Genomic DNA, 22075 nt, shown 5'->3' with positions numbered 1-22075 from the left:
TGACTTTTTGCTGTGTGATGGCGACTTCGTCAGCTGTCATTGGTGATGACCACTCCACTGGGTTCGTGGCCCGCCACCACATGGGCGAGGGCGGCGGCGGCCTGATCCAGGCCGCAGGACCGCGGGATCGGCATGCTCAATCGCCGGGAGGCGAGTAGCGCGGTGAGGCGGTCGAGTTGAGCCCCGTCGGAACGGACGTAAACCGCGGTCACGCCGATCCCGCGGGTGGATGCGGGCGGGTCGGGGCTGATGGTGGCCAGCCGGCCGCCGTCGGTAAGCGCGGTCATCGCCTCCGCGGCACCCGCGGGGGCCGCGTTGGCGACGACGTCGATGGAGCCCTTCGCCAACGCCCTTGCGCGTTGCGGCCACAGCGGATCGCGGTAATCGATCACTTCGCGGGCGCCATGCCGGCGGACTCGCTTGGCGCTGCGCGGGCCGGCGGTGGCGAGCACATCGACCCCGCGCAGGGCGGCCAGCTGGACAATGAGCCCGCCGGTGATTCCGCCCGCCCCATGAACGAGCAACGTCTCCCCACCGTGCAGGGCCAACGCTTCGCCGACCACCTGCTCGGCGGTCAACGCCGGCACCGGAAAGATCGCCGCGATCTTCCAAGGGATCTCGGGCGGTTTGTGGGCCAGTGATCCGATGGGTGCGATCAGACGCGGCGCCCAGGTGCCCTGAGCGCGCAGCGGGACAGGGTGGCACAGCACCTGATCGCCCACAGTGAATCCGTTCGAGAGGCTACCGACGGCTTTGATGACCCCGGCGCCCTCCACCCCGAGCGCCAGCGGCGGCCTGGCGCCGACGTCCCATCCGCCGTAGCGAACGATGTTGTCCCAGTTGCCGATCCCGGCGGCGCGAACGTCGATGAGGACCTCGTCGGCCGCCAACGGGCGCGGGTCGTCCACCTCGAGTGTCTCGACTTTGCCGCCGAAGCTGCGGACCCCCGCTACACGCATGGTCACGGTGAGGCGACCGGCCGGTCGTATGTCATTGTGCTTCCTCTCGAATGTTCGACGCCTAACGGGTCTGACACGTAAAGCGGTTCGCCTAAGCGCTCTTTTGCGCCGCCCGTGCCTCGTTGTTCACTAACGCGGCAAGCTCGGACTCTTGCGCGAGCAACGGATCCCAGACCTGATTGATGGTCGGATGTGGCGCGACAGCGTGGCGCAGCAGGCTGACGGGGACCTTCGCGACGATAGCCAGGGTGGCCGCTTGAACCAGTTCGGAGAACTGCGGGCCGACAAATGTCGCTCCGAGCAGCGTATTGGTCTCGTCGTTGATGACCAGTTTCGCCCATCCGTGGAAGCCATCCCGGTAAAGGGCGAGGAATGACACTGCGCCGGGGTAATCCGCGGTTCTCGTCCGCACCGCGAATCCTTCTGCCCGGGCCTGACTTTCGGTGCGCCCCGCCCAGGCCACTTGAGGATCGGTGTGGATAACCTGCGCAAGGCTGCCGGCATCACGGACAGTCAGCTCATGCTCGGACAGTTCTCGCCCCGCGACCCGGGCCGTGATGATGTCGGCGACGACACGGCCGTGATAGGTGGAGATATGGGACAGCCGGGCGCGCCCGGTGGTATCTCCCAGCGCGTAGAGCCAACCGCCGCTGACGCCGATCGCCTGGAGATGGTCGTTCACCGAAACGATCCCGCCGCCCGGCAGGCCGAGGGTTTCCAGTCCAATGTTGTCGGTGTTGGTGAGCCGTCCGGCGGCCAGCACGACCTCGTCCACCTCGACGGTCTGGCCGTCAAAAGTTGCGCTGACGGGCCCGCCCGCGACGGGGCGGGCTACCGCCGACAACTGCGTGTCGAAGTGAATGGTGACGCCTTTGCTGCGCAGCGACTGCGCCACCAGCTCGCGGGCTTCGGGCTCGCAGTTGGGAAGTAGGGCGTTCTCGCGCACCAGAAGTGTTACCGCGGAGCCCAAACCGGTGAGGATGGTCGAGAATTCGACACCGACGGGGCCGCCACCCACCACCAGCGCACGAGGTGGCACCTTTGTCATGGTCGTCAAGTCCCGATTGGTCCACGGGCGTGCCTGCGCCAATCCGGGTACCTCGGGCACGTTCGGACGGGTGCCGGTGGCGACAACGACCGCGTGGCGTGCGGTCAAGACGGCTTCGGTGGTGTCGCCCACGGCGTAGGCCACGCGCACTGTTCGTTCACCGCTCAACCGGCCGAACCCATGAAACACGGCTACACCGGCTTGCTGCAATGATGCCGTTCGGTCTTGGTCTGAGAGGTGCTCGATGAGCTCGTCGCGTTTCGCGAACACGGCGGCGGCGTCCAACTGTGCGCACGAAATAGTTTCTCGCACACCAGGAACAGCTTTCGCGAGGTTGAATACCTCGATCGGGCGTAGCAGCGTTTTGCTCGGGTTGCAGCCCCAGTAATGACACTCCCCACCGACCAGACGGTCCTCCACGAGCGCTACCGAAAGGCCCACCGAGGCGAGCTTCCGAACGGCGGCCACACCGCCAACCCCGCCACCGACCACGATCACGTCGAAGTCTTTACTGACTTTCATCTACCCCTCACTTCGGCCATCAGTCGGCACGCAAACCGCGTAGGCTGCGGCTGCGCTGCGTGCGCACGGAATGCTCCCCTGGAGTTGAGTCGTCGATGCCAAACGGCGCTAAGGTTTTCATCGTTGGCCGACGGACTTACTTGTCCGGGTTGTCGTCGGTGGTGAGCGGCCCATCTCCGGTGTCCACCAGGAACACTGCGAGCAATTCGGCGGGTTCGGTGGTGCTCGCATTTTCACTGATCGTGTGGTGCGCACCGGGCTCTTCACGCCACGTTTCACCGGCGTGATAGAGCCGAGCGGGCTCACCTTCGACTTGGCTGCGGATCGCTCCCGAGATCACGTAGGCCATGATGAACGCCGACTTCGCGTGGTGGTGGGCCCCGCTTTTGGCCCCGGGCGGGTAGGTTACGGTCACTGCTTCCAGCGATTTGCCCGGCACGTTCGTCGGTTGATTGAAAACCGGTCGGACAACCGGCTTTTGATCGGAACCCGCCGGCATCGGCTCGGCGTGGGCCGCGGGCGCGAGGATCGCCGCAACCGCCAGCGCCGCAAGTGGCAACTTCAGGGCCATCTTAGATCGCCTTCTCTTTCAGTCTTCGGCTACGCGCAGAATCGTCTTGCCCGGGACACGCTTGCCGCGAGCGAATGCGGCGGGAGCTTCGGAGAGGGGCAGCACGGCACCGATCACCGGCTTGAGGCGTCCATCCCGTACTCGCGTGGCAAGCTCGGCGAGCTGGGCGCGATCGGCCTCGACGAGGAAAAAGATGGCCCTCCCATCTTGCGGCCGGGTCTTCGGCGGCTCGGCGATGGTGACAAGCGTTCCGCCAGCCCGCACCAGAGCGGCCGACCGGGCGAGGATCTCTCCGCCGATTACGTCGAACACGACGTCGACTTCGCCTGCATCTTCCAGCTTTTCGGTCTCCAGATCGAGGAAGCTGTTGACACCGAGCTTCCCTGCCGGGTCTCGGTCTGCGGTCCGGCCGGTGCCGATGACGCGCGCACCGACCTCGCGGGCGAGCTGCACCGCGATCGACCCCACTCCGCCGGCGGCGCCGTGGATCAGAACCGTTTGTCCGGCCTGGAGGCGGCCGTGGTCGAACAGGCCCTGCCAGGCAGCCAATCCCGAGATGGGCAGCGCGGCGGCGACGGTGTGGTCGATGTCCATCGGGAGCGGTGCGAGATTGCGGGCCTCCATAGCGGTGTATTCCGCGAGCGAGCCGTTGCGGGCCCAGTCGGCGAGCCCGAACACCCGCTGACCGATGCTCAAAAGGGTAGTGCCATAGCCCAACTCAACCACGACGCCCGACAGCTCGTGGCCGGGGACACTCGGTGTCCGATCATGACCCGATCGGTCGATCCACGTGTGTGGCCAATCAAGTTCCCCGGGTGTGAAACCGGCGGCGTGCACCCGCACGACGACGTCGTTGTCGGCCGGCTCGGGATAGGGCAGGTCTGTCAGCGACAGCCCGGCGACTCCGGCGTCACGATCTGAAACAGTGATAGCTCGCATTACAAGTCCTTCCTGATGCGGTTTTTCGTAGTCGGGGAAGCCGCGGGATGCGGTTGCACGCTGACGAGCTCAAGGCCTAGATCACGGACCCGGTCGAGTAGTCCGTAAAGCTGTGATTGGTCGCGGATCTCGCCTGTGAAAACGCTTTCGCTCGCACCGGCCTCGAGCCGCATCCCTTCCAATGCGGACCCGAGCCGCTCCGTCAGGCGGCCTCGAATGCAGATCCGATACATCGTCGACTGCACTTAAGCCTCCGCTCGTCAACTCCTGACTCAGGATTCACTGACGCGGGGTGAGTCGTCATCACCCGGCGGGCTCATTCACCCGGGTGAGCGCAAAGGCCTCGGTGGTCGGATCCGCAGGCGTCAGGGACGGGCCGCCATCGGCGCCCAGCTACCGATAGCCGGGCCCGCAAATTGACGTCGCCTCAAAAACGATCTTCGATATGTCAGGGCCTCGGTTATTCGGTCGCTTCGCGGATGTAGCGGCCGATCTGGCGCTCGCGATCTGTCATGCAAGCATCGATCGACCCGGGATGAGCGGTCATCACCCGGCGAACCGATTCACCCGGGCGATTCGACGAGCACCGCTCGTATCACGAGTGTGCACTCGAAAGTGGTTGGCAAAAAACCAAAATTTGGCAGTCCGCAGCGAACGCGGCGCGCCAATCCGAATTTGGTTGCGACGCAACATGTTACCACCCGACTAGGGGCGCCCCCGGTTAAATGGCGATGACTGCCCAGATGTTGTGACTAGGGACTGGGCGGACGCGTCCGACTCTCTGCGTGCGCAGCGTCCCAGCGCGCATCGATGCGCGTTACGCGGCGAATCTCTATAGTGAGCCACAGCGTTGCGGCGAACGCGGCGAGAACAGCGACGAGCACCGAAGTGCAAAGCCATTCGTAACGTCCATACGCGGCTTCTGCTGCGGCGCTGATCAACCCACACGTCGCTACGACTAGCAGGACCAAACCCGGCCAGAAGAAGTTGTCCTTCACGGCCATACCCGCGCGCGGTTGCGTGGTGCGGGAGTGATCCGTCGGATCATCGTGCGTGTCTCCCATGACCGCTCCCTTCATCGTCCTGCGAGTCTTCAGATTCATCCACGGCGGACCCGCACGGAATGCAGGGCCAATATGCGGACCAACGTGCGTCCGCTGATGTCGGGGTGCGATTGTCAGGCCGAGCGGGCCCCGGCCCGGTTGAGCAGCTCGGGCAGGGTAATCGCCCCGATTGTTGTCACGAGCCACACCACAATCGTCGTCGCCAGCCAGGATGGCGTGCCATCGATGGTGAGTCCGTGCGTCACTAGCGACGCGAGGACCAACGCGACGATCGTCAATACCAACCCGATGCCGCCAAACAACAGCGACGCGTACTCGCGGCGCAACTTCAAGATCGACATGGACAAGCTTCCCTGCATTACCGCGAACGCCAGGACGCCGACGACGAAACCCGGTGTCGACACCACGACTCCGGGCACAATCCACGCCGCAACCAGTAGTCCGGTCCCCCACGATGCCAGGAAGACAATTGCCCACCGCAGGACTTGCCTCATGGCAACGTGTGGGTCGCCGAGCCGGGCCCGCCGGCCACTCCGAAGTTCTTACCGTCTGCCTCTGCGCCCATGGCTCAGTCCCTTCCCGGATCACCTATCACGCCGTGCCGCACATTTGGTTGTCTGGCATTGAGACAATCAGTCATGGCCGCGCAAGTCTTGCCGAAGTCAAGCTTGGCCGGCTGCCGGATGAGCTGTCTTCACCCCGCCGCGTCAATCACCCGGGTGAGGACAGCCCGAGGGTGTGTCATCGCATCGCACCGAAGGCGCACGCCGAAGCCGTCGCACCCCGTGGTTATTCGCGCGGTGTCGCCGTCCGCGGGTCGGCGTCGTTGGTCTCACCGCGGCCGGCGCGTACGGCCCCGATCGGTGTGCCGGCGACTCGCTTACACTAACTACCAGCACTTACGGTGACGAGAACTGTGGACGACAGAACGGGGAGGTCTTCCGCCCGCCGACGGCACGCCGGGGGGCGGCGGTTCACGTGAACACCGCGAGGATGTCAGGGAACTTGCGCATACCGCCGATTCGCGGGCGGGCGAGCGAGCTGAAGGTGATCGGCGGGTCGATCGCGGAGGTCGCTCAGGGGCGCGGGGGCGTGCTGGTCATCGAGGGACCGCCCGGCATCGGGAAGAGCCGATTGTTGACCCAAGTCCTGGCGCTCGCCGAGAAGGCCGGCGTTCGGACACTATTCGGCGAGGCTTTCGAGTACCAGCAGACGGTGCCGTTTTTCTCGCTCTTCATGGCCACCCTGCGCGCCGACCCCCCCGTCGGTGATCCGGAGGCTTTGCGTCGTCTAGGCGCGTCGGCCGATGTCCGTTACTGGGTAGTGCGCGATCTGCAAGCCGCCATACATGGCGCAGCGTCGCGAAAACCGCTGGCGATCCTCCTCGAGGATATTCATTGGGCGGACAACGCCACGCTGGTCGCGCTGCGGTCGCTGGCCGCGACGCGGCCCGATGTTCCGGTGCTATGGGTGCTCACCGCGCGAACCGGCGCCGGCGGTCCGGCCGTTCGCGAGACCCTGACCGCGCTGGAACGCGAGGGTGCCAAGTTTCTGCGGTTGGCGGCCATGACTCCGAAGGCGGTCGCCGACATCGTGCAGGACGCAGTGCGAGCCAACGCCGATGCATCTCTCCTGAACTTGGCAGGCCGGGCCCACGGCAACCCTTTCCTGCTGACCGAGCTGGTGCGAGGACTGGATGAGGAGGGCCGGCTCGCTGTCAGCGGCGGCCGAGCGGTCGCCAGCGGAGATGACTTGCCGCGACGGCTCAGCGACACCATGCAGCAACGACTTGACCAGCTCTCCGACGCTACGAGCCGGGTCGTGCAGGTAGCCGCAGTGCTGCCTGACCGGTTCTCGGCCCAGCTGCTCGCCGCGATGCTGGAACGCCGTCCGTCCGCCCTGGTACCGGCGGTCGACGAGGCCGTGCGCGCCGACCTACTCGTCGAAGACGGCGATCAGCTGAGGTTCCGTCATGACCTGCTGCGCGAAGCGACGCGGCAATCTTTACCCCAGTCGTTGCGTCGAGCGATGGAGCGGCAATCGGCGACCATCATGCTGGACCTGGGGGCGGCGCCCGAGGAGGTTGCAACACAGCTCGCCCGCAGCGCCGAGGTCGGGGACCAGGCCGCGATTGCCGCCCTCCGCGAAGCCGCACAGTCGGTGGCCAACAGTGATCCGGGTGCCGCGGCGGATTTGAGCAAGTGCGCGTTGGAACTCCAGCCCCCGCAAGACCCAGGACGCGGGCCACTCGTCGCAGAAACGATCGTGCTGCTCAATCGGGCCACACGCTACGAGGAGGCGCAACGGTTGGCCAGCACCACCATGTCCGACGCCCTGGAGCCGGAAGAAGAGGCCAGGATCCGCCTCCGGCTCCGGACGGCGATCACAGATACGACAGCGCGACACATCGAAGAGAACCGCAGGGCACTTCAGTTGCCCGATCTCAGCGACGTCACCCGGGCACGGCATCGCGCATGGCTTGCGTACAACCTAACGATGTACGGCCAGCACGGAGAGGACAGCGCGGCGGCCGACGAAGCGGCGGCGGCCGCCGCAGCAACCGGCGATGTCGAGGCGAGCATTCTGTCCGGCGTAGCACTTGCGTACCTCGACTGCGCGAACGGCTACGCGGGCCGCGCTCTCCAGCGCGTTGACGAACTCCAAGCCCTGACGCCCGCGGGCGATATGACCACTCATAACCTCGCCGCATGCCACCGCGCCAACCTGCTTGCCGTGGTCGGACGAATCGAAGATGCTGCAGCCCTAGTCGCAAGCAGCACAGGAACATCCGAGAAGGAACGCGACGGCATGGCGCTTCACATCTGGGCGTTGATGGCGGGAGTAGTGCAGGTGGCCGCGGGTCGGCTGTCGGCTGCTCGTGCCACCACCGAGCGGCTGCCGACGCCGGAGCGACCGGGGTCGACCTTTGTAAACGCGATGCGCATGTTCACCCTCGCGGAAGTAGCGGCGCGCACCGACGACCGAACGTTATTGATCGAGACAACGCGTGAGGCGCTCGCCGCGTACTCCGACGGTGCACCCGCCGTACGTCGCGGGGCAGCGTGCGCGCTAGGGCTGGCGGCGTGGCAGCGCGACGACGTTCATGAAGCGCATCGCTGGCTCGGCGACGACCTCCCGCTACTCATGACGCCGTTCTTGCCGACCGTCTTGGATCAGCTGACCTTGACCGCGCGGGTGGCGTCGGCCGGCGGTGATGCCGGCTTGCAAGCCCGCCTCCTGGACGCCGTTCACGTGCTCGAACGCGAGCGGCCTGGGGTGGGGTTGTTCTCCGCAGTCGCCCAACACATCCGCGGGATCCTCGGCCGTGAGGTCCGGGCGTTGGTGGCCGCGGCGGAGTCGCTTCACTCGTCGCCGCGGCCGCTCCTTTACGCAGGTGCTGCCGAGGATGCCGGCGCCGAGCTGAGTCGCGCACAACGCAACCCCGCGGCGATCGACCACCTGAACGCGGCATTCGACACTTATGTCGAGTGCGAAGCGATTGCGGATGCCCGGCGGGTCGGCCGCACGCTGCGCCAATTAGGGGTGGAGCGCCGCGTCGTTATGCACGCGCGGGCCAAAACGGGCTGGGACAGCCTCACCGATTCCGAGCTCAAGGTCGTCAACCTCATCGCACAGGGCGCGACCAACCGCTCAGTAGCGCAGCAATTGCATGTCTCCCCGCACACCGTGAAGACACACTTGCACAATGCGTTTGCCAAGCTCGGCATCACTTCCCGAGCCCAATTGACCCAGCTCATCCGCGGCGCCGATTGATCGACAGCAAATCTCGTTGATGGCGTGTACGGCCTACAATAGCGGGCACTGCAACGGCACTCCGGTAACTAGACGCTAGACAGGACACCCGATGGGGCCTCCAGCCGGCCTATTCGACACCGGCGGCCAACGCCTGGTCACCCCGCCGATCCGAGGGCGGGCAGACGAACTGAAAAAGATCGGCGCACTGATTACCGCGGTGGCCGAGGGGCGCGGCGGCGTGCTGGTCATTGAAGGGCCGCCCGGCATCGGAAAAAGTCGGTTGCTGACCGAGGTGTTAGTGCTGGCCGAGAAGTATGGCGTGCGCACCTTGTTCGGGGAGGCGTTCGAGTACCAGCAGACGGTGCCCTTTTTCTCGCTGTTCATGGCCACACTCAACGCCGACCCCCCGGTGGGAGACGCCGAGGCGTTGCGCCAACTAGGTGGCTCGGCCGACCTGCGCTACTGGGTGGTGCACGACTTGGCTGACGCGATTCACGCCGCGGCCGGACAGGCCCCGCTGGCGATTCTGTTGGAGGACATCCACTGGGCCGACAACGGCACGCTGTTGGCGTTGCGGTCGCTCGCCACCGCGCGGCCGGATGCGGCGGTGTTGTGGGTATTGACCGCACGCACCGGGGCCGGCGGCTTTGCGGTGCATGAGACGTTGTCGGTGCTGCAACGCGCGGATGCCACGTTCTTGCGATTGGGGGCCATGACGCCGGATGCGGTCGCTGACATGGTCCAAGACGCCGTGCGGGCGGAAGCCGATGTGTCGCTGCTGAATCTGGCCGCCAAGGCGCACGGCAATCCGTTTTTGGTCAGCGAGCTCCTTGGGGGCCTGGACGAGGAGGACCGCCTGAACGTTAGGGGCGGCCGGGCGGTGGCCACGGGACAGGGGCTGCCTCGGCGTCTGGGCGTCGGTATGCAGCAGCGACTGGATCTGCTCTCCGGAAGTGCGTCGGAGGTGGTGCGGGTGGCGGCGGTGCTGCCGGACCGGTTTTCGGCCGAGCTGTTGGCCACGATGCTCGACCGGCCGCCGACGTCGTTGCTCTCGGCGCTGGAGGAAGCGGTGCGCGCGGATCTGCTCGTGGAAGACGGTGAGCGGCTTAGGTTTCGGCACGACTTGCTGCGCGAGGCGACCCGCCAGTCTTTGCCGCAGTCCTTACGGCGCGCGATGGAGCGTCAGTCGGCGTCGGCAATGCTGGGCTTGGGCGCCGCCCCGGCCGAGGTGGCCACCCAGCTGGCACGCAGCGCCGAACCGGGAGACCGAGAGGCGATCGATGCACTGCGCCAAGCCGCGCAATCGGTGGGCCGCGGCGATGCGAGCGCGGCGGCGGACCTGAGCAAGCGCGCCTTGGAGCTGTTGCCCGCCGACGACGCCGAGCGCGGATCCCTGGTCGGGGAAACCGTGGGGTGGCTCAATCGGGCCAGCCGTTATGGCGAGGCCGAAGAATTGGCCGACGTGGCGCTGGCGGAGGCGGCGTCGCCCGAGGTAGAGGCCGAGATCCGGCTCCGGCTCCCGGTACACACCAAGCACACTGATCAGCAGCGGGTGGCGGAAAATCGGCGGGCGCTGAAGTTGAGCGGCATCAGCGACGTCACCCGGGCGCGGCATCTGGCGTGGCTGGCATACAACCTGGTGTTCGACGAAGGTGGACAGCGGCGCGCGGCGGCCGACGAGGCTGCCGCGGCCGCGGCAGCCACCGGCGACCTCGAGGCCAAGGTCATGGCCGACGTCACCATCGCATTGCTCGATGCTGGTGAGGGCTATACGGCCCGCGCACTAGACCGCTTCGAAGGGCTTCGTCAGCTCGCCTACACGAACGATACGGCGTTAGCCCATGCCTATGCCGGAATGTACGACGCAAACCTGCTGGCGGTGGTCGGCCGATTCGATGATGCGACGGCACGGCTCGCCGGCGGCATAGAGCAAGCCCGCCGGGAGGGCAACGCAATGGCCCTCGCCATGTGGGCCGTCTTCAGCGGGCTTGTCCACCTCGCTGCCGGCCGGTTATCGGCCGCCCGCGATGCGACGGAGTCCCTTCCGCCACCACAGCCGACCGGGGCAACAGAGCATGACGTACTTCGCACCGTGATTCTCGCCGAAGTGGCGGCGCATACCGATGACCGAAACTTGCTGCAGCAGATGGTCAATGACGCGCGCGAGGCCCATTCCACCGGCTCTGCCGGCATACGTCGCGGGTCGGCGTATGTGCTCGCGCGGGCGGCGTGGCAGCGTGAAGACGTTCATGACGCGATGCGCTGGCTCGGCGATGTCATCCTATTGGCGACACCATTTTTCCCGCATGCACTGGTTCGGCTGATCCTGGGTGCGCAAGTGGCCTCGGCCGCCGGTGATGCCGGCTTGCGGGCACGGGTCTTACAAGCCACCGAGGTGCTCGAGCGTGAGCAGCCTACGGTGCCGCTGTTGGCGGCGGTGGCCGGCTATGCCCGCGCGATCCTCGAACACGATACCCAGGCGTTGGTGGATGTTGCGGAGTCGCTTCGCGCGTCGCCGCGTCCGCTGCTCTACGCAAGCGCCGCCGAGGACGCCGGCGGCGAGCTGGCTCGCGCACAGCGCAACGCCGAGGCGATCGACCAACTGAACGCGGCATTCGACACCTATATCGAATGGGAAGCGATTGCCGATGCCCGCCGGGTCGGCCGCGCGTTGCGCCGATTGGGCGTCGAACGGCGCATCGTCACCCACCCGCGGGCAAAAACCGGCTGGGACAGCCTCACCGACTCCGAACTCAAGGTTATCAACCTCATCGCCCAAGGCGCGACCAACCGCGACGTGGCCACACAGCTGCGCCTATCCCCGCATACCGTGAAGACCCATGTCCACAACGCATTTGCCAAGCTCGGCATCACATCCCGCACTCAATTGGCCCAGCTCATGCGCCGCTCGGACTGACCGGTCCGTCAAATACCAAGGCCGCTAGGCATACACCTACCCGACCCTAAAGATCATCCGCCGGCCGATGGTGATGACGTGCCCGCGCTGTCAACGTAGTCATTGAGCCCTGGATCGTCCCGACCGCCGCCGTCCAACCAGGAGCCGGCGATCGAGAGCAACGACATGGGGGATCGAGAGAACGATGATGAGCACTTTGTTGGGAATGTTGATGATGCTGCCGGTGGTGTTCGGTGTCGGTGGTTACGTGCTGGTGTCCCGACGACCATGAGCACGCGAAGACGACGGCGGCCGCACGCTTTCTGCCCGGGCGGTGCGATGCGTCGGCGGAGCCGATACATCGATGCAGGAGAGGAGAACTACGGTGAGCGGCCCCAACGTGAGCGTGACTCACAAAATCCTCGAACCGTTGGCGCCACGCGGGCCCGCCGACCCGAACGGGCACGGGACGCGTCCGCCGGTAGTAATCACCGAGAACACGTCTGATTCAATAGAATCACTGCGATCGCCGCGCAGTATCAGCCCACCCGACCCCGGAGAGAAAAACAGGGAATCGGAGAGGCCGGCACCCACCCACGACGCGTCGAAGCCGAGTGTTGGCGTCCGGGTGCTCGGTTCAATTGATTCGCGGAGTTCGGGGAGTTCGCGCATGACCGGCTCAGATGGCCACAGCGACAATGGCTTTGGAGAAGCCGCCGCGCGAGCAGTTCTGCTCGGCACCAAGCTGCACATCCCGACGATGGGGGCCCAGCTCGTTCACCGGACCACTTTGGTTGACGTACTGTCGGCGGGGCGACACTGCAAGTTAACCCTGCTGAGCGCGCCGGCAGGCTGGGGCAAGACGACATTGCTGGCGCAGTGGGCCCTGGACGCCGACGTGGACCATCGATTCGCCTGGCTGTCGCTCGATACGTCCGACAACGACCCCGTGTGGTTCTGGATGTACGTGATCGCCGCCCTGCAGAAGATCAGTCCGGGGGTGGGGATTCGGGCGGTCGAACTTCTCGCGACGGGTGCCGACCCAGTGCAGGTCGTTCTGCCTACGCTGCTCAATGATCTGGACACGATCGCTAGCCCGATGGTGCTGATTCTTGATGACTACCACTTGGTGGCAAATCGGGCGGTCCATGAGCAGCTCGCATTCTTTATCAGCCGGATGCCGGCGAATCTCCACCTGGTGTTGGCCACCCGATCGGATCCGACATTGCCGTTGGCTCGGCTGAGGGCCAGTGGCGAGCTTGCCGAGATCCGCACCGACGATTTACGTTTCGGGCCTATCGAGGCGGCCCAGCTGCTGAACGATGTGCTCGGGCTCGACTTAGACCGTGCGGACGTTCAACTGTTGCACCAACGCACCGAAGGCTGGGCTGCGGGCCTTTACCTTGCCGCCCTTTCGCTTGCCGGGCGTGCCGATGCCGCCGCGTTCATCAGGACGTTCGCCGGCGATAACCGCCATATCGTCGACTACTTGATGGCCGAGGTGCTCGACGGTCAGCCACCCCACCTGCGCAGCTTTTTGCTGCGCACCTCGATCTTGGGACGACTGAGCGGTGCGCTGTGCGACGCGACGCTGCAAACGTCTGGCTCGGCCTCGGTCTTGGAGCAGATCGAACGCGAAAACCTGTTTATGGTGCCGTTGGACACGTCGCGTCACTGGTATCGCTATCACCAGCTGTTCGGAGAGTTGCTGCGCACCGAGCTGCGCCGTACCGAGCCTGATCTCGTCGCCGATTTGCACCGACGAGCCGCAAACTGGTTCGAGAACGAGGGCCTCATTGACGAGGCGGTGCGCCACTTGGTCGCCGGCGGCGACATCGCACGGAGTGCTGACCTGATCGCTGCGGACTGGGTCGACGAATTCAACGGGGGCGGCCTATCGACCGTTTCCGGCATGCTTGATCTGCTCCCCGAGGAAGCCGTTCGACAGGATCCACGGCTGAGCTTGGCCCGCGCGTGGATCGCCCTGAGCGTTGGCCAACTCGATGAGGCGGCCGAGTGGATCCAGGCAGTTGAAGCCCGACACCCGGCCGACGGCGCGGACGGCGACGCGATCGCCGGCCAAGCCGTCGTGTTGCGCGCGGTCCATTTTTTCAAGACCGCTGAGGTCGCTGCGGCGCTTGAGACCGCTCGCCGCGCGATCACCCTCGATCTCGCCGAGGCACCGCTGGGTCAATCCAGCGCCTACAGCATCTACGGATCCGCGCTGTACTTCTCGGGCAGCACCCGCGAGGCGCAAGCCGCCTTCCGGCGGGCCGCACGGCTGGCCGAGAAGGTGGGCGATCGTCGTACCCGCATCGACGCGTTGGGCCATCTGGCGCTGATTTCAGCCGAACATGGCCAACCGGCAGACGCCGAACGTCATATCCGCCAGGCTTCCGGCAGCACCCGGGACCTGGCGGATACGGAACACCTCGTCGACGTAATGGTGTCGCTTGCCACGGCGGAACTCCTCCTCCGGATGCACGGCGACGCGGCTCCAGCGCTGGCCGCCGCCGACATGGCCGTCATGTCCGCACGTCAAGGAGGAGCAATCCTCGAGGTAGCTAAGGCGCTGTCGGTCCGAGCGCAGATCGTCGAGCATCTCGGCGATCACGAGGCCGCCAAGGCCACTCTGGACGAGGTCGACACCCTGCTGCGCGACTGCGGCGACGCCGGCATCGCCCCGACGCGGCCCCCCTCGACCGAGCGGAGCGCAGGCGGTGCGGTGACTTCGCGCCATCAGGGGAGCGCAATACCCGAGGAGCTGACCCCCAAGGAGCTCGAAGTTCTTCGCCTACTCGCCACCCGGTTATCGCGGCGCGAGATCGGCGAGCGGCTATACGTCTCGCTCAATACCGTGAAGACCCACCAGCGCGCCATCTACCGCAAGCTCGGAGTTGAGCATCGCGGCGCGGCAGTCAGCAGGGCGCGAGGACTCGGCTTGTTGTGATGCGGCATCCCACAGCCCACCAAATGTGGCCGGCCACAAAATCATTGCTCCTGACAACCCGCCTCACCCGGGTGAATTGCGCGTGGGGATGAAGACAACTGACCCACTACGCAGAGATAGTGGTCGCTGACTTGAGCCGTGTCCGCAAACCGCCTGGCCAATGTCTCGACCAGTTGCGCCGCCAACGAAGCCGGTGCGAGTTCGGCAGCGGCCAGGCGGCGAAATGACACATCCAGGACGGGAGACCCCATGTCACAGAGTGAGGCCGCCACCATGTTGACCGGTGGCCGCGGAAAGCTTCGAACGACCGGCATCGCGCCCCTGATCGCACGGTATGGTCTCGTCATAGTTCTGGCTTGGTTCGGCGCCATGAAGTTCACTCACTATGAATCTCACGGCATTTCACATTGGGTGGCCAACAGCCCCTTCCTGGGTTGGGTCTACAACGTCCTGTCCATCAACGCCTTTGGTCGCTTGAACGGTTCAATCGAATTGATTACGGCGGTCCTGCTGGCTGTCAAGCCGTGGTTCCCGAAAGCTGCTGTGGTGGGAGGCATTATCGCCTCGCTGTTCTTCGTGATCACGCTGAGTTTCATGGTGACGACCCCCGGCGTCGGCGAGGCGTCTGCGGGTGGCTTTCCGGTTTTGTCCGCAGACGGGGAGTTCTTGATGAAGGACATAGCACTCATCGGCTTGGCGCTCTGGTTACTGGCGGACGCGATCGATGCAACCCGCAGACAGGCGATGCTGGTCGAAACGGATTGACACCGTGAATCGTCCCGTCGGAGAGCTCCTCGCGTTGATCACCCGGGCGAACAGACGGTTGGGGTGATGACGATTCGCCCCATACGGGGGCAGCCTCATCTGAGAGCAGCTGGTGGGCTCATGACCAAATGGCAGGGCGCAGCGCGAGTCCCACGCCGCTTGTCGACTGGATCAAGAACATAGCTCGAAGTTGAGCGGGCCAGTCACCGCCCAGAAAGACCGGGAAGGGGACCACGACGTGGCTAGCTGCATGAAGGCCGAGAAGGTGATCGTTTGCGCCTGCGATGGCGCATCCATAAGGCGCGATGAAGGCGTCTACCCCAGCCCCGCAAAAACCCGCCCTACGAGGCGGTGGTCCCTGATATGAAGCATGCTCTGGCGCGATTGGCGTCGCCAACGACACTGAACTTCGCGAGTCGCGATTCGCGGGCGCAAAAGCGCTCCGCGACTGATGCGTCGATCGTCTCCGATCAGGACATGGCGTGGTCACTTGTCGACGCGGTGGGGTCGTGTCTGACCGGCTATGAGCGCACAATGATTTTCGTCGAGCTAGGCTGCGGCGAAACCCATCTCGCGATCAGGCGCATCCTCACCGTCCTCCTGTCAACCCGGATGGCGTTACCCGTAGAGATACTCTCGAAGCTGACGGGCTGGCTGAATGCCTATGTCGGTAGCCCCGAAGAGCCGCAACTTCGCTTGATGCTCGGCATTATTCGCTTGCAGCAGTCGGAGGCGGTTTAGGTGGGCTCGACCGGCGATGACTGAGGGTCAAGACCGCGTCATCGCCACTCGCAGCACTGCGAGCCGGCCGCGCGAAATTATGGCTCGTAACTGACCTGGTGGCAGTGGGCGCCGCCAAGAAAGCAAACAGCCCTGACTGGGACTCCTCCGGATGAATGCTTGAACGGTGGTCAATCGAATCGTCTAGGCGTCACACGCCAGCGCCGATGTTCGCTCCGCCGCAGATCAACTCGAGAACCGTGCCGATCACTCCTCTCATCCTTCAGCAAAATGGAGATCGCGCCTTTGGCTTCGAAGATCGCCAAGTGAATGCGGTCGGAGCTCTCGTGCCCGTGCTGTCGTAGCACAGCCTCGAGGTCAGAACTGGTGAGTCCGCATCGGCGTAGGTTGCGTCGATCGACCTGTCCGTTGCGGATCAGCACTTTCAGAGGAGGATCGATAAAACGTCGCACGCCTGGAATGAAACGCAACCTCGCGAGTACCGCGTGGGTGCCTAGAAGGCAGATGAGCGCCGCGGTTGCGTTGAGCCAGGAGGTATCGCTGGCGGTGGCGGCCCTCCCCACGATGGCTCCGGCGGCGACCGCAGCGATCCAGTCGAACGGCGCGAATTCCGCGAGAGTGCGGCGTTCCATGAAACGAAACAGGATTGCGGCTGTGAGGAACAACGCCGAGGTCTTGATAGCAACATCTGCGGCACCGGACGGGTCGCCAATCAGGACAGAAAATACTCGGTCCACGTGTGGCTGTCCTTCAGCCGATGTCCTCGTTGCGGCCGCCCATTCGGCCTACTCACACCGAGCGGGGTGGAGTAGCGAAATACCCTTTGGAGCAGCCATTTCCGGCCCAGAGGCCCAGTTCGAACGAGGTGGCGGCGTGGTGCGCGTCATCAGAGACGCCATCCTTCACCGTCGCCGGTGTCTTCATCGACGATATGCATGGCGGCTTCCTCGGCCGAGGCAGCGCCGCCGTCAATGCCGACGTCGTGCGCACGGTAATCGGTACTGAAATCCGTCGCGTCGGCGTCGAAGGCGACGAGGCGACCCGCGCGCATGGCGCCGACCTGATCATCGATGAGCTCACCATCGCTGTCAGCGCTGTCACCGATACCGTCGCCATCCCACTGATCGGTCACGTCGGGAACCTCGCGGGCCAGCCGGCGCGCCAGACTTTCATGGGTTCGCGCTTCCCTCGTGGTGATACCCCACGCCCGCAGTTCACGAGGGTGTTCTGGAGGCGAGTAGCCCTCGTCGAGGTCGATGCCAGTCTGTTCTGAGTCCAGGCTTTCTTCTGGTTCGAGAAGATGGGCCTGCACGTCATCGAATTCATAAATTCCCATCAGTGCCCTCTCCACTCTTTCTCTTCAAGGTCACACTGGCGCAGCGGCGAATGGCAAGCGGGTCCAGGCCGCTCGGTGGTTGTCTCAACCGAGCGCCGCAACGAGGTCGCGGCAGGCTCGTTCGCACCGACGGCATACCTCGGCGCACACGCGACAGTGCTCGTGTTTCGCGGCATGCTTGTCGCACTCGTCTGCGCTTGTCCTACAGGCGGTGGCGCACGTTTCGAGCGTCGTCCTGGTCAAGTTGGCGTCGCAGTCGGTGTGCCGGGACAAGACGCGGCCGGTGGTTGCGCAGACATCCGAGCAGTCCAGGCATGTGCGGATGCATTTGGTCAAGTGATAAACGTCCTCTTCGCTGAGGCACGCGTCTGCACACGCTGTGCAAGCTTGGTCGCATTCGAAACAGGCGTCGATGCAAGCGACCAGCTTGGCCCTGTCGATCCCGCCTAGATCTCGCGGATAGGTCTCCAGCATTCTTTTAGCGGCGCTCACCCATGTCCTCCTGCTTCGGGCAGATGGTTGTCTCTGCTATTCGAGCCTGCTCCGCGCAAGGTGGCTTCTTACACAACAGAACACGGCTGTGTGGTTGTAGACGTTAAAAGCATGGGTCGGAGAGGGGTGAGCTGTCGTCGCCCACCTCCGCCATTCACCCGGGTGATAGTCGGACACTTCGATGGCGGTCGACCGCGGGCGCCAGGACGAAGCGAGCCGCCGGCGCACCACTACAGCACTCGCGACGGCACCTGGCTGCCGACTCGAGCTTGTCAGTGGCGCGGGTGCTCATCCGGATGAATTGCTTCGGCGGGTGATGACCACTCACCCCGCGGCCCTGGATGCTGGCACCAGTTGGCATGCGGAGGTTGCTGTGGAGGCGAAGAAAACTCGTACCTGTGGTCAAGGCTGTATCACTTCGGGGTCGGCCCTCGAAGAAGCGCGCTTGAACGCCCAATGCGCAAAGGTGCCGGACCGCCGGCCAAACGCTCAATTTGAAAGCGCCGTTGGCCCGCTTCTCGAGCCTCTGTATCGGCAAGCTCTTCGGATGACTTCCAACCGCGCGGACGCGGAGGATCTGGTGCAAGAAACAATGCTCAACGCCTATGCCGGTCTCCGGGCATTCGAGCCAGGAACAAACCTCAATGCATGGCTCCGGCGGATCATGACCAACACCTACATCAGCAGCTATCGCAGGCAGAAGTGCCGTCCCAAGTTCCATCCGACTGGTGAGATCAGCGATCGACACCTCGTGGCGAATGCACCGCGCACGCCTGGAGGCCTGCTGTCGGCCGAAGACCTGGCGCTCGGGATGATGCCAGACCCTAACCTCAAGGCGGCGATGATGGCCTTGCCCGAGCAGTTTCGTACAGCCGTCTATTTTGCCGACATCGCGGGATACTCCTACAAGGAGATCGCCGCCATGACGGGCACCCCGCAAGGAACCGTAGGTTCGAGGCTCAACCGCGGGCGAAAGCGACTGCGTCATTTACTATTCGGCCCGCCAACCGATCATGCGGCCCCGACGATCAACAAGGCCCCGAGCGCGGCAACCCAGCGTTAGAGCGGGCCGACCTCGGGCCGCTACGCGCTGGGAACGGCCGGCTGGCTGCAGACACCCCCACCACCGCCGCCCGCGCCGAGCCGGGATGAAACCCAAGACGCAGCAGCTGCGGCGCCGTAAAGCACCAACGGTGCGTAGGCGCTCAGCAACACCTGGCGGTCAGGCGGGGTGGCGGGGCCGTCGTCTCGTGTTAGCAAGCCCGTCTCGTTACTGAGTGGGCGCCTCATGTTCCGCCGTCGCTGCCCCCTCGGTACGCCGGTTCAGCGCCCACTCGGGGCGGATGTAATGGCAGGTATAGCCGGATGGGTAGCGTTGTAGGTAGTTCTGGTGCTCGGGTTCGGCTTCCCAAAACTCGCCGGCCGGCTTGACTTCGGTCACGACCCTGCCGGGCCACCGCCCTGAATGCTCGATGTCGGCGATCGTGTTCACTGCGATTTGCTTTTGCTCGTCGTCCAGATAGAAGATCGCCGACCGGTAACTGGTTCCGACGTCGTTGCCCTGACGGTTCTTGGTGGTCGGGTCGTGGATTTGGAAGAAGAATTCCAGCAGCGCCCGGTAATCGGTTTCGTCTGGGTCGTAGGTGATTTCGATCGCCTCGGCGTGTCCGGGATGATCGCGGTAGGTGGGGTACGTGTTGCTGCCTCCGGTGTAGCCGACGCGAGTGGACACCACACCGGGCTGCCGGCGGAACAGATCCTCCATACCCCAGAAACACCCGCCGGCGAGAACGGCGATCTTGGTGTGGTTGGTCATGATTTCTGCTCTGATCCGGCCTTCGTGAACAAGCGCAGATATTGCCCATAGCCCTGCGCTTCCAGGTCGTCGCGGTGGATGAATCGCAGCGACGCCGAGTTGATGCAGTAGCGCAACCCACCGGCTTCTGGCGGGCCGTCCGGGAATACGTGGCCCAGGTGGCTATCGGCGTGGGCGGATCGCACCTCGATCCGTTCCAGGAAGTGGCTGCGGTCCCGTTTCTCAACCAGGCTGTCCGCGTCGATGGGCTGGGTGAAACTCGGCCACCCACTTCCGCTGTCGAACTTGTTCACGGACGCGAAAAGCGGTTCGCCAGAGACGATGTCGACGTAGATGCCGGGTTCATGGTTGTCGCAATACTCGCCGGTGAACGGAGGCTCGGTGCCGCTCTCCTGGGTGACGTGGTATTGCTGGGGCGTCAGCGCGTCGACCGCGGCCGGGTCCTTGCTGTATTGGTGTGGCACCTTGTCTCCTTCGTTTGCGCAGGCTTAGTGGTGAGGCGCTTGAGTTAGTTGCGGCCCGCCATGATGCCGCCGTCGACGTTGAGAATCGCGCCGGTGACCCAACTGGCCTCGTCCGACAGCAGGTAGGTCACTGCATTGGCCACGTCGGCCGGAGTGCCGACTCGTCCCAGCGGATGAAGCGGCGCGAAAGTGGAAAGCGTCGCGTCGATCTCGTCCTTCGGAATGAAGCCCTCGTAGAGCGGGGTCTTGACGACCGCCGGCGCCACCGCGTTGACGCGGATCTTGTGCCCGGCGAGTTCGATGGCCAGGTTGTGGGTCAGTGCGTGCAGGCCGGCCTTTTGCATCGAGTACCCCGACGATGGGGTCAGACCGATCGCCTGATGCGCCCACATGCTGCCGATGTTGACGATTGAGCCGCCCTTCCCGTGGGCGATCATCCCCGCAACGACGGTCTGCGTCAGGAAGAACAGCGCGTAATTGAGCTCCATGTACGAGTCATAGGTCAGGGCGTCATACTCGAGAAACGGCTTGGGGATGAAGAATCCGGCCGCATTGACGAGCAGTGTCGCGTCGCTGTGATCCTCTGAAAGCGCGCGCTGCACATCGGCCACCGCGGCGCGATCGGTCAACTCCGCGGTGATCCCCCACGCTTGGCCACCGCTGCCCGTCAATTCGGTCACCGTGTCATCGACACGGTCTTTTGACCGGCCGACGACCACCGAGCTACCGCCGTGGCGCACGATATCGGCGGCGACCTGGCGGCCCATGCCGGCGCTGCCCCCGACGACGACGACCTTCTTTGACTCGAAGTGCATGGCGAGACCCTTCTGCTAATCACTCTCGACGGCTCCTGCCGGGCCTGTACTGCCATGCCCTTGTCAGCCTTGAACTGGCCCCGAGTCTGCTGTCCGGCGGGGTGAGCCGTCATCACCCCGGCACTGTTTCACCCGGGTGAGTTCCGGCGCGTTGCCGGTGCCGACTGCTGACGCCGAACGGCACAGAGTCCGTGCCCGATCACGCCGTGAGCAGGGCAGCGTTGCGACGAGGCACTTGAGGAGTGCGACCGCTTGGGCGCTAGGGCCATCCCGGCGCTGGTGCACAGGCCGGTTCAGGCAGATCCAAATCTGCTTTGTTGAGACGGTAGATCTCAAGGGTCAGGTCGTAGTACTTGTCGGTCTCCCCTACCCATTCCATGCCAACTCGGCGCGCCGTAGCCACCCCGCGATGATTGCCTGGCCGCACAACAGCGAAAACCTCACTGACACCGACATTTGTGAATGCTTGATGGGCCACCGCATGACCGGCTTCCGCACCGTAGCCGTGACCCCACAGCGTCGGTGCAACCTGCCATCCGATCTCAAGGTCGGTCCGGCCGGGTGGAAGTGGAAGCAGTGCCACTCCCCCGATCAGGTCGCCAGAGTCCCTGGCGGTTACCGCCCATCGGCCCAGGGGCAGTCCGGCCGCATCACTCTCCGCAATCCATTCGCCCAGGAGTCGGCGCATGTGCTCCTGGTCGGTGATCAACGGCAGCGCCGGACGCAGCCAACGCGAAACCTCCGGCGCTCCGTATATCCGGTATGCGGCGAGGTCGTCGTCGAGTTGCCAAGGGCGCAACAGGAGCCGGGCCGTGAGGATGCGTCGCGTGTCTGGGTCCCATTCGACGTGGCGATGGTCAACCATGTCGCCCAAGCGTAGACCACCTGGCAGTAGCGAACATCCCTGCGGCTGGGCGCCACCGCGTCGGCTGCGGGCTTGC

19 protein-coding genes are annotated in these 22075 nt (G+C 64.8%); 6 read left to right on the top strand and 13 right to left on the bottom strand.

The features are described 5' to 3' along the window. Window positions 1-29: 29 nt before the first annotated feature. The 6 genes from AWB89_RS02625 to AWB89_RS02595 all read right to left on the bottom strand — a co-directional run bounded on the left by AWB89_RS02625 (window position 30) and on the right by AWB89_RS02595 (window position 5510). On the bottom strand, window positions 30-959 hold the full coding sequence (locus AWB89_RS02625) for an NADP-dependent oxidoreductase (protein ID WP_241520409.1): 930 nt from the start codon (window positions 957-959) through the stop codon (window positions 30-32). Between the two features lie 91 nt (window positions 960-1050). Beyond that, window positions 1051-2529: a dihydrolipoyl dehydrogenase family protein gene (locus AWB89_RS02620; protein WP_085171427.1), complete on the bottom strand. Its 1479-nt coding sequence runs from the start codon at window positions 2527-2529 to the stop codon at window positions 1051-1053. A 136-nt stretch (window positions 2530-2665) separates the two neighbouring features. Further along, a complete protein-coding gene (locus AWB89_RS02615; protein WP_085171426.1) occupies window positions 2666-3100 on the bottom strand; it encodes a cupin domain-containing protein in 435 nt (144 codons plus the stop codon). A gap of 18 nt (window positions 3101-3118) precedes the next feature. Beyond that, window positions 3119-4039: an NADP-dependent oxidoreductase gene (locus AWB89_RS02610; RefSeq protein WP_085171425.1), complete on the bottom strand. Its 921-nt coding sequence runs from the start codon at window positions 4037-4039 to the stop codon at window positions 3119-3121. A gap of 752 nt (window positions 4040-4791) precedes the next feature. After that, complete coding sequence (gene usfY / locus AWB89_RS28215) at window positions 4792-5103, bottom strand: protein UsfY (protein WP_276073267.1); 312 nt, start codon at window positions 5101-5103, stop codon at window positions 4792-4794. 113 nt (window positions 5104-5216) lie between these two features. After that, window positions 5217-5510, bottom strand: a complete 294-nt coding sequence (locus AWB89_RS02595) for a hypothetical protein (RefSeq protein ID WP_338152734.1) — start codon at window positions 5508-5510, stop codon at window positions 5217-5219. A gap of 586 nt (window positions 5511-6096) precedes the next feature. Between AWB89_RS02595 and AWB89_RS02590 the strand changes: the two genes are divergently transcribed. The 5 genes from AWB89_RS02590 (at window position 6097) to AWB89_RS02570 (ending at window position 16211) form a co-directional block, all read left to right on the top strand. Next, window positions 6097-8877 (top strand): helix-turn-helix transcriptional regulator, encoded by a 2781-nt coding sequence (locus AWB89_RS02590; protein WP_169716576.1) that lies wholly within the window; start codon window positions 6097-6099, stop codon window positions 8875-8877. A gap of 91 nt (window positions 8878-8968) precedes the next feature. After that, window positions 8969-11776 (top strand): helix-turn-helix transcriptional regulator, encoded by a 2808-nt coding sequence (locus AWB89_RS02585; protein WP_085171422.1) that lies wholly within the window; start codon window positions 8969-8971, stop codon window positions 11774-11776. A 649-nt stretch (window positions 11777-12425) separates the two neighbouring features. Next, entirely contained in the window at window positions 12426-14705 is a 2280-nt protein-coding gene (locus AWB89_RS02580) for a winged helix-turn-helix domain-containing protein (RefSeq protein ID WP_085171421.1), read from the top strand. A gap of 249 nt (window positions 14706-14954) precedes the next feature. Further along, window positions 14955-15470, top strand: coding sequence for a YkgB family protein (locus AWB89_RS02575; protein ID WP_085171420.1), 516 nt, complete (start codon window positions 14955-14957; stop codon window positions 15468-15470). A 363-nt stretch (window positions 15471-15833) separates the two neighbouring features. After that, window positions 15834-16211: a tryptophanase gene (locus AWB89_RS02570; RefSeq protein WP_241520408.1), complete on the top strand. Its 378-nt coding sequence runs from the start codon at window positions 15834-15836 to the stop codon at window positions 16209-16211. 170 nt (window positions 16212-16381) lie between these two features. On the opposite strand, the gene AWB89_RS02565 is transcribed toward AWB89_RS02570, so the two are convergent. The 3 genes from AWB89_RS02565 to AWB89_RS02555 form a co-directional block, all read right to left on the bottom strand. Beyond that, window positions 16382-16948, bottom strand: coding sequence for a DUF421 domain-containing protein (locus tag AWB89_RS02565; protein ID WP_085171418.1), 567 nt, complete (start codon window positions 16946-16948; stop codon window positions 16382-16384). A gap of 149 nt (window positions 16949-17097) precedes the next feature. Further along, the gene (locus tag AWB89_RS02560; RefSeq protein WP_085171417.1) at window positions 17098-17562 is read right to left on the bottom strand and encodes a DUF5709 domain-containing protein; all 465 of its coding nucleotides are present in this window, start codon (window positions 17560-17562) and stop codon (window positions 17098-17100) included. A 69-nt stretch (window positions 17563-17631) separates the two neighbouring features. After that, window positions 17632-18021 carry a four-helix bundle copper-binding protein gene (locus AWB89_RS02555; protein WP_206601241.1) on the bottom strand — a complete coding sequence of 130 codons (390 nt, stop codon included), beginning with the start codon at window positions 18019-18021 and terminating at the stop codon, window positions 17632-17634. A 199-nt stretch (window positions 18022-18220) separates the two neighbouring features. On the opposite strand from AWB89_RS02555, the gene AWB89_RS02550 reads away from it, so the two are divergent. After that, window positions 18221-19102: a sigma-70 family RNA polymerase sigma factor gene (locus AWB89_RS02550; protein ID WP_241520407.1), complete on the top strand. Its 882-nt coding sequence runs from the start codon at window positions 18221-18223 to the stop codon at window positions 19100-19102. Between the two features lie 207 nt (window positions 19103-19309). On the opposite strand, the gene msrA is transcribed toward AWB89_RS02550, so the two are convergent. The 4 genes from msrA to AWB89_RS02530 form a co-directional block, all read right to left on the bottom strand. Then, a complete protein-coding gene (gene msrA / locus AWB89_RS02545; protein ID WP_085171414.1) occupies window positions 19310-19855 on the bottom strand; it encodes a peptide-methionine (S)-S-oxide reductase MsrA in 546 nt (181 codons plus the stop codon). Continuing rightward, on the bottom strand, window positions 19852-20319 hold the full coding sequence (gene msrB, locus AWB89_RS02540) for a peptide-methionine (R)-S-oxide reductase MsrB (RefSeq protein ID WP_085171413.1): 468 nt from the start codon (window positions 20317-20319) through the stop codon (window positions 19852-19854). Before msrB ends, msrA begins: the two co-directional genes overlap by 4 nt. Window positions 20320-20363: 44 nt before the next feature. Then, window positions 20364-21134, bottom strand: a complete 771-nt coding sequence (locus AWB89_RS02535) for an SDR family NAD(P)-dependent oxidoreductase (protein WP_085171412.1) — start codon at window positions 21132-21134, stop codon at window positions 20364-20366. Between the two features lie 259 nt (window positions 21135-21393). After that, window positions 21394-21999, bottom strand: coding sequence for a GNAT family N-acetyltransferase (locus AWB89_RS02530; protein ID WP_085171451.1), 606 nt, complete (start codon window positions 21997-21999; stop codon window positions 21394-21396). Window positions 22000-22075: the final 76 nt, after the last annotated feature.

The organism is Mycobacterium paraense (genome assembly GCF_002101815.1).
Taxonomy (GTDB): domain Bacteria; phylum Actinomycetota; class Actinomycetes; order Mycobacteriales; family Mycobacteriaceae; genus Mycobacterium; species Mycobacterium paraense.
Note: the sequence above shows the minus strand (reverse complement) of the source record. Positions and strands in the feature narration are given on the sequence as shown.

Bases quoted from the DNA above. Each gene is read 5' to 3' on its own strand.
- AWB89_RS02550 (WP_241520407.1), top strand. From the start codon at position 18,221: ATGGCGGTCGACCGCGGGCGCCAGGACGAAGCGAGCCGCCGGCGCACC.
- AWB89_RS02620 (WP_085171427.1), bottom strand. From the start codon at position 2,529: ATGAAAGTCAGTAAAGACTTCGACGTGATCGTGGTCGGTGGCGGGGTT.
- msrA (WP_085171414.1), bottom strand. From the start codon at position 19,855: ATGACCAACCACACCAAGATCGCCGTTCTCGCCGGCGGGTGTTTCTGG.
- AWB89_RS02530 (WP_085171451.1), bottom strand. From the start codon at position 21,999: ATGGTTGACCATCGCCACGTCGAATGGGACCCAGACACGCGACGCATC.
- AWB89_RS02625 (WP_241520409.1), bottom strand. From the start codon at position 959: ATGCGTGTAGCGGGGGTCCGCAGCTTCGGCGGCAAAGTCGAGACACTC.
- AWB89_RS02555 (WP_206601241.1), bottom strand. From the start codon at position 18,021: ATGCTGGAGACCTATCCGCGAGATCTAGGCGGGATCGACAGGGCCAAG.
- AWB89_RS02585 (WP_085171422.1), top strand. From the start codon at position 8,969: ATGGGGCCTCCAGCCGGCCTATTCGACACCGGCGGCCAACGCCTGGTC.
- usfY (WP_276073267.1), bottom strand. From the start codon at position 5,103: ATGGGAGACACGCACGATGATCCGACGGATCACTCCCGCACCACGCAA.
- AWB89_RS02570 (WP_241520408.1), top strand. From the start codon at position 15,834: ATGAAGCATGCTCTGGCGCGATTGGCGTCGCCAACGACACTGAACTTC.
- AWB89_RS02590 (WP_169716576.1), top strand. From the start codon at position 6,097: ATGTCAGGGAACTTGCGCATACCGCCGATTCGCGGGCGGGCGAGCGAG.
- AWB89_RS02615 (WP_085171426.1), bottom strand. From the start codon at position 3,100: ATGGCCCTGAAGTTGCCACTTGCGGCGCTGGCGGTTGCGGCGATCCTC.
- AWB89_RS02575 (WP_085171420.1), top strand. From the start codon at position 14,955: ATGTCACAGAGTGAGGCCGCCACCATGTTGACCGGTGGCCGCGGAAAG.
- AWB89_RS02610 (WP_085171425.1), bottom strand. From the start codon at position 4,039: ATGCGAGCTATCACTGTTTCAGATCGTGACGCCGGAGTCGCCGGGCTG.
- AWB89_RS02580 (WP_085171421.1), top strand. From the start codon at position 12,426: ATGACCGGCTCAGATGGCCACAGCGACAATGGCTTTGGAGAAGCCGCC.
- AWB89_RS02535 (WP_085171412.1), bottom strand. From the start codon at position 21,134: ATGCACTTCGAGTCAAAGAAGGTCGTCGTCGTCGGGGGCAGCGCCGGC.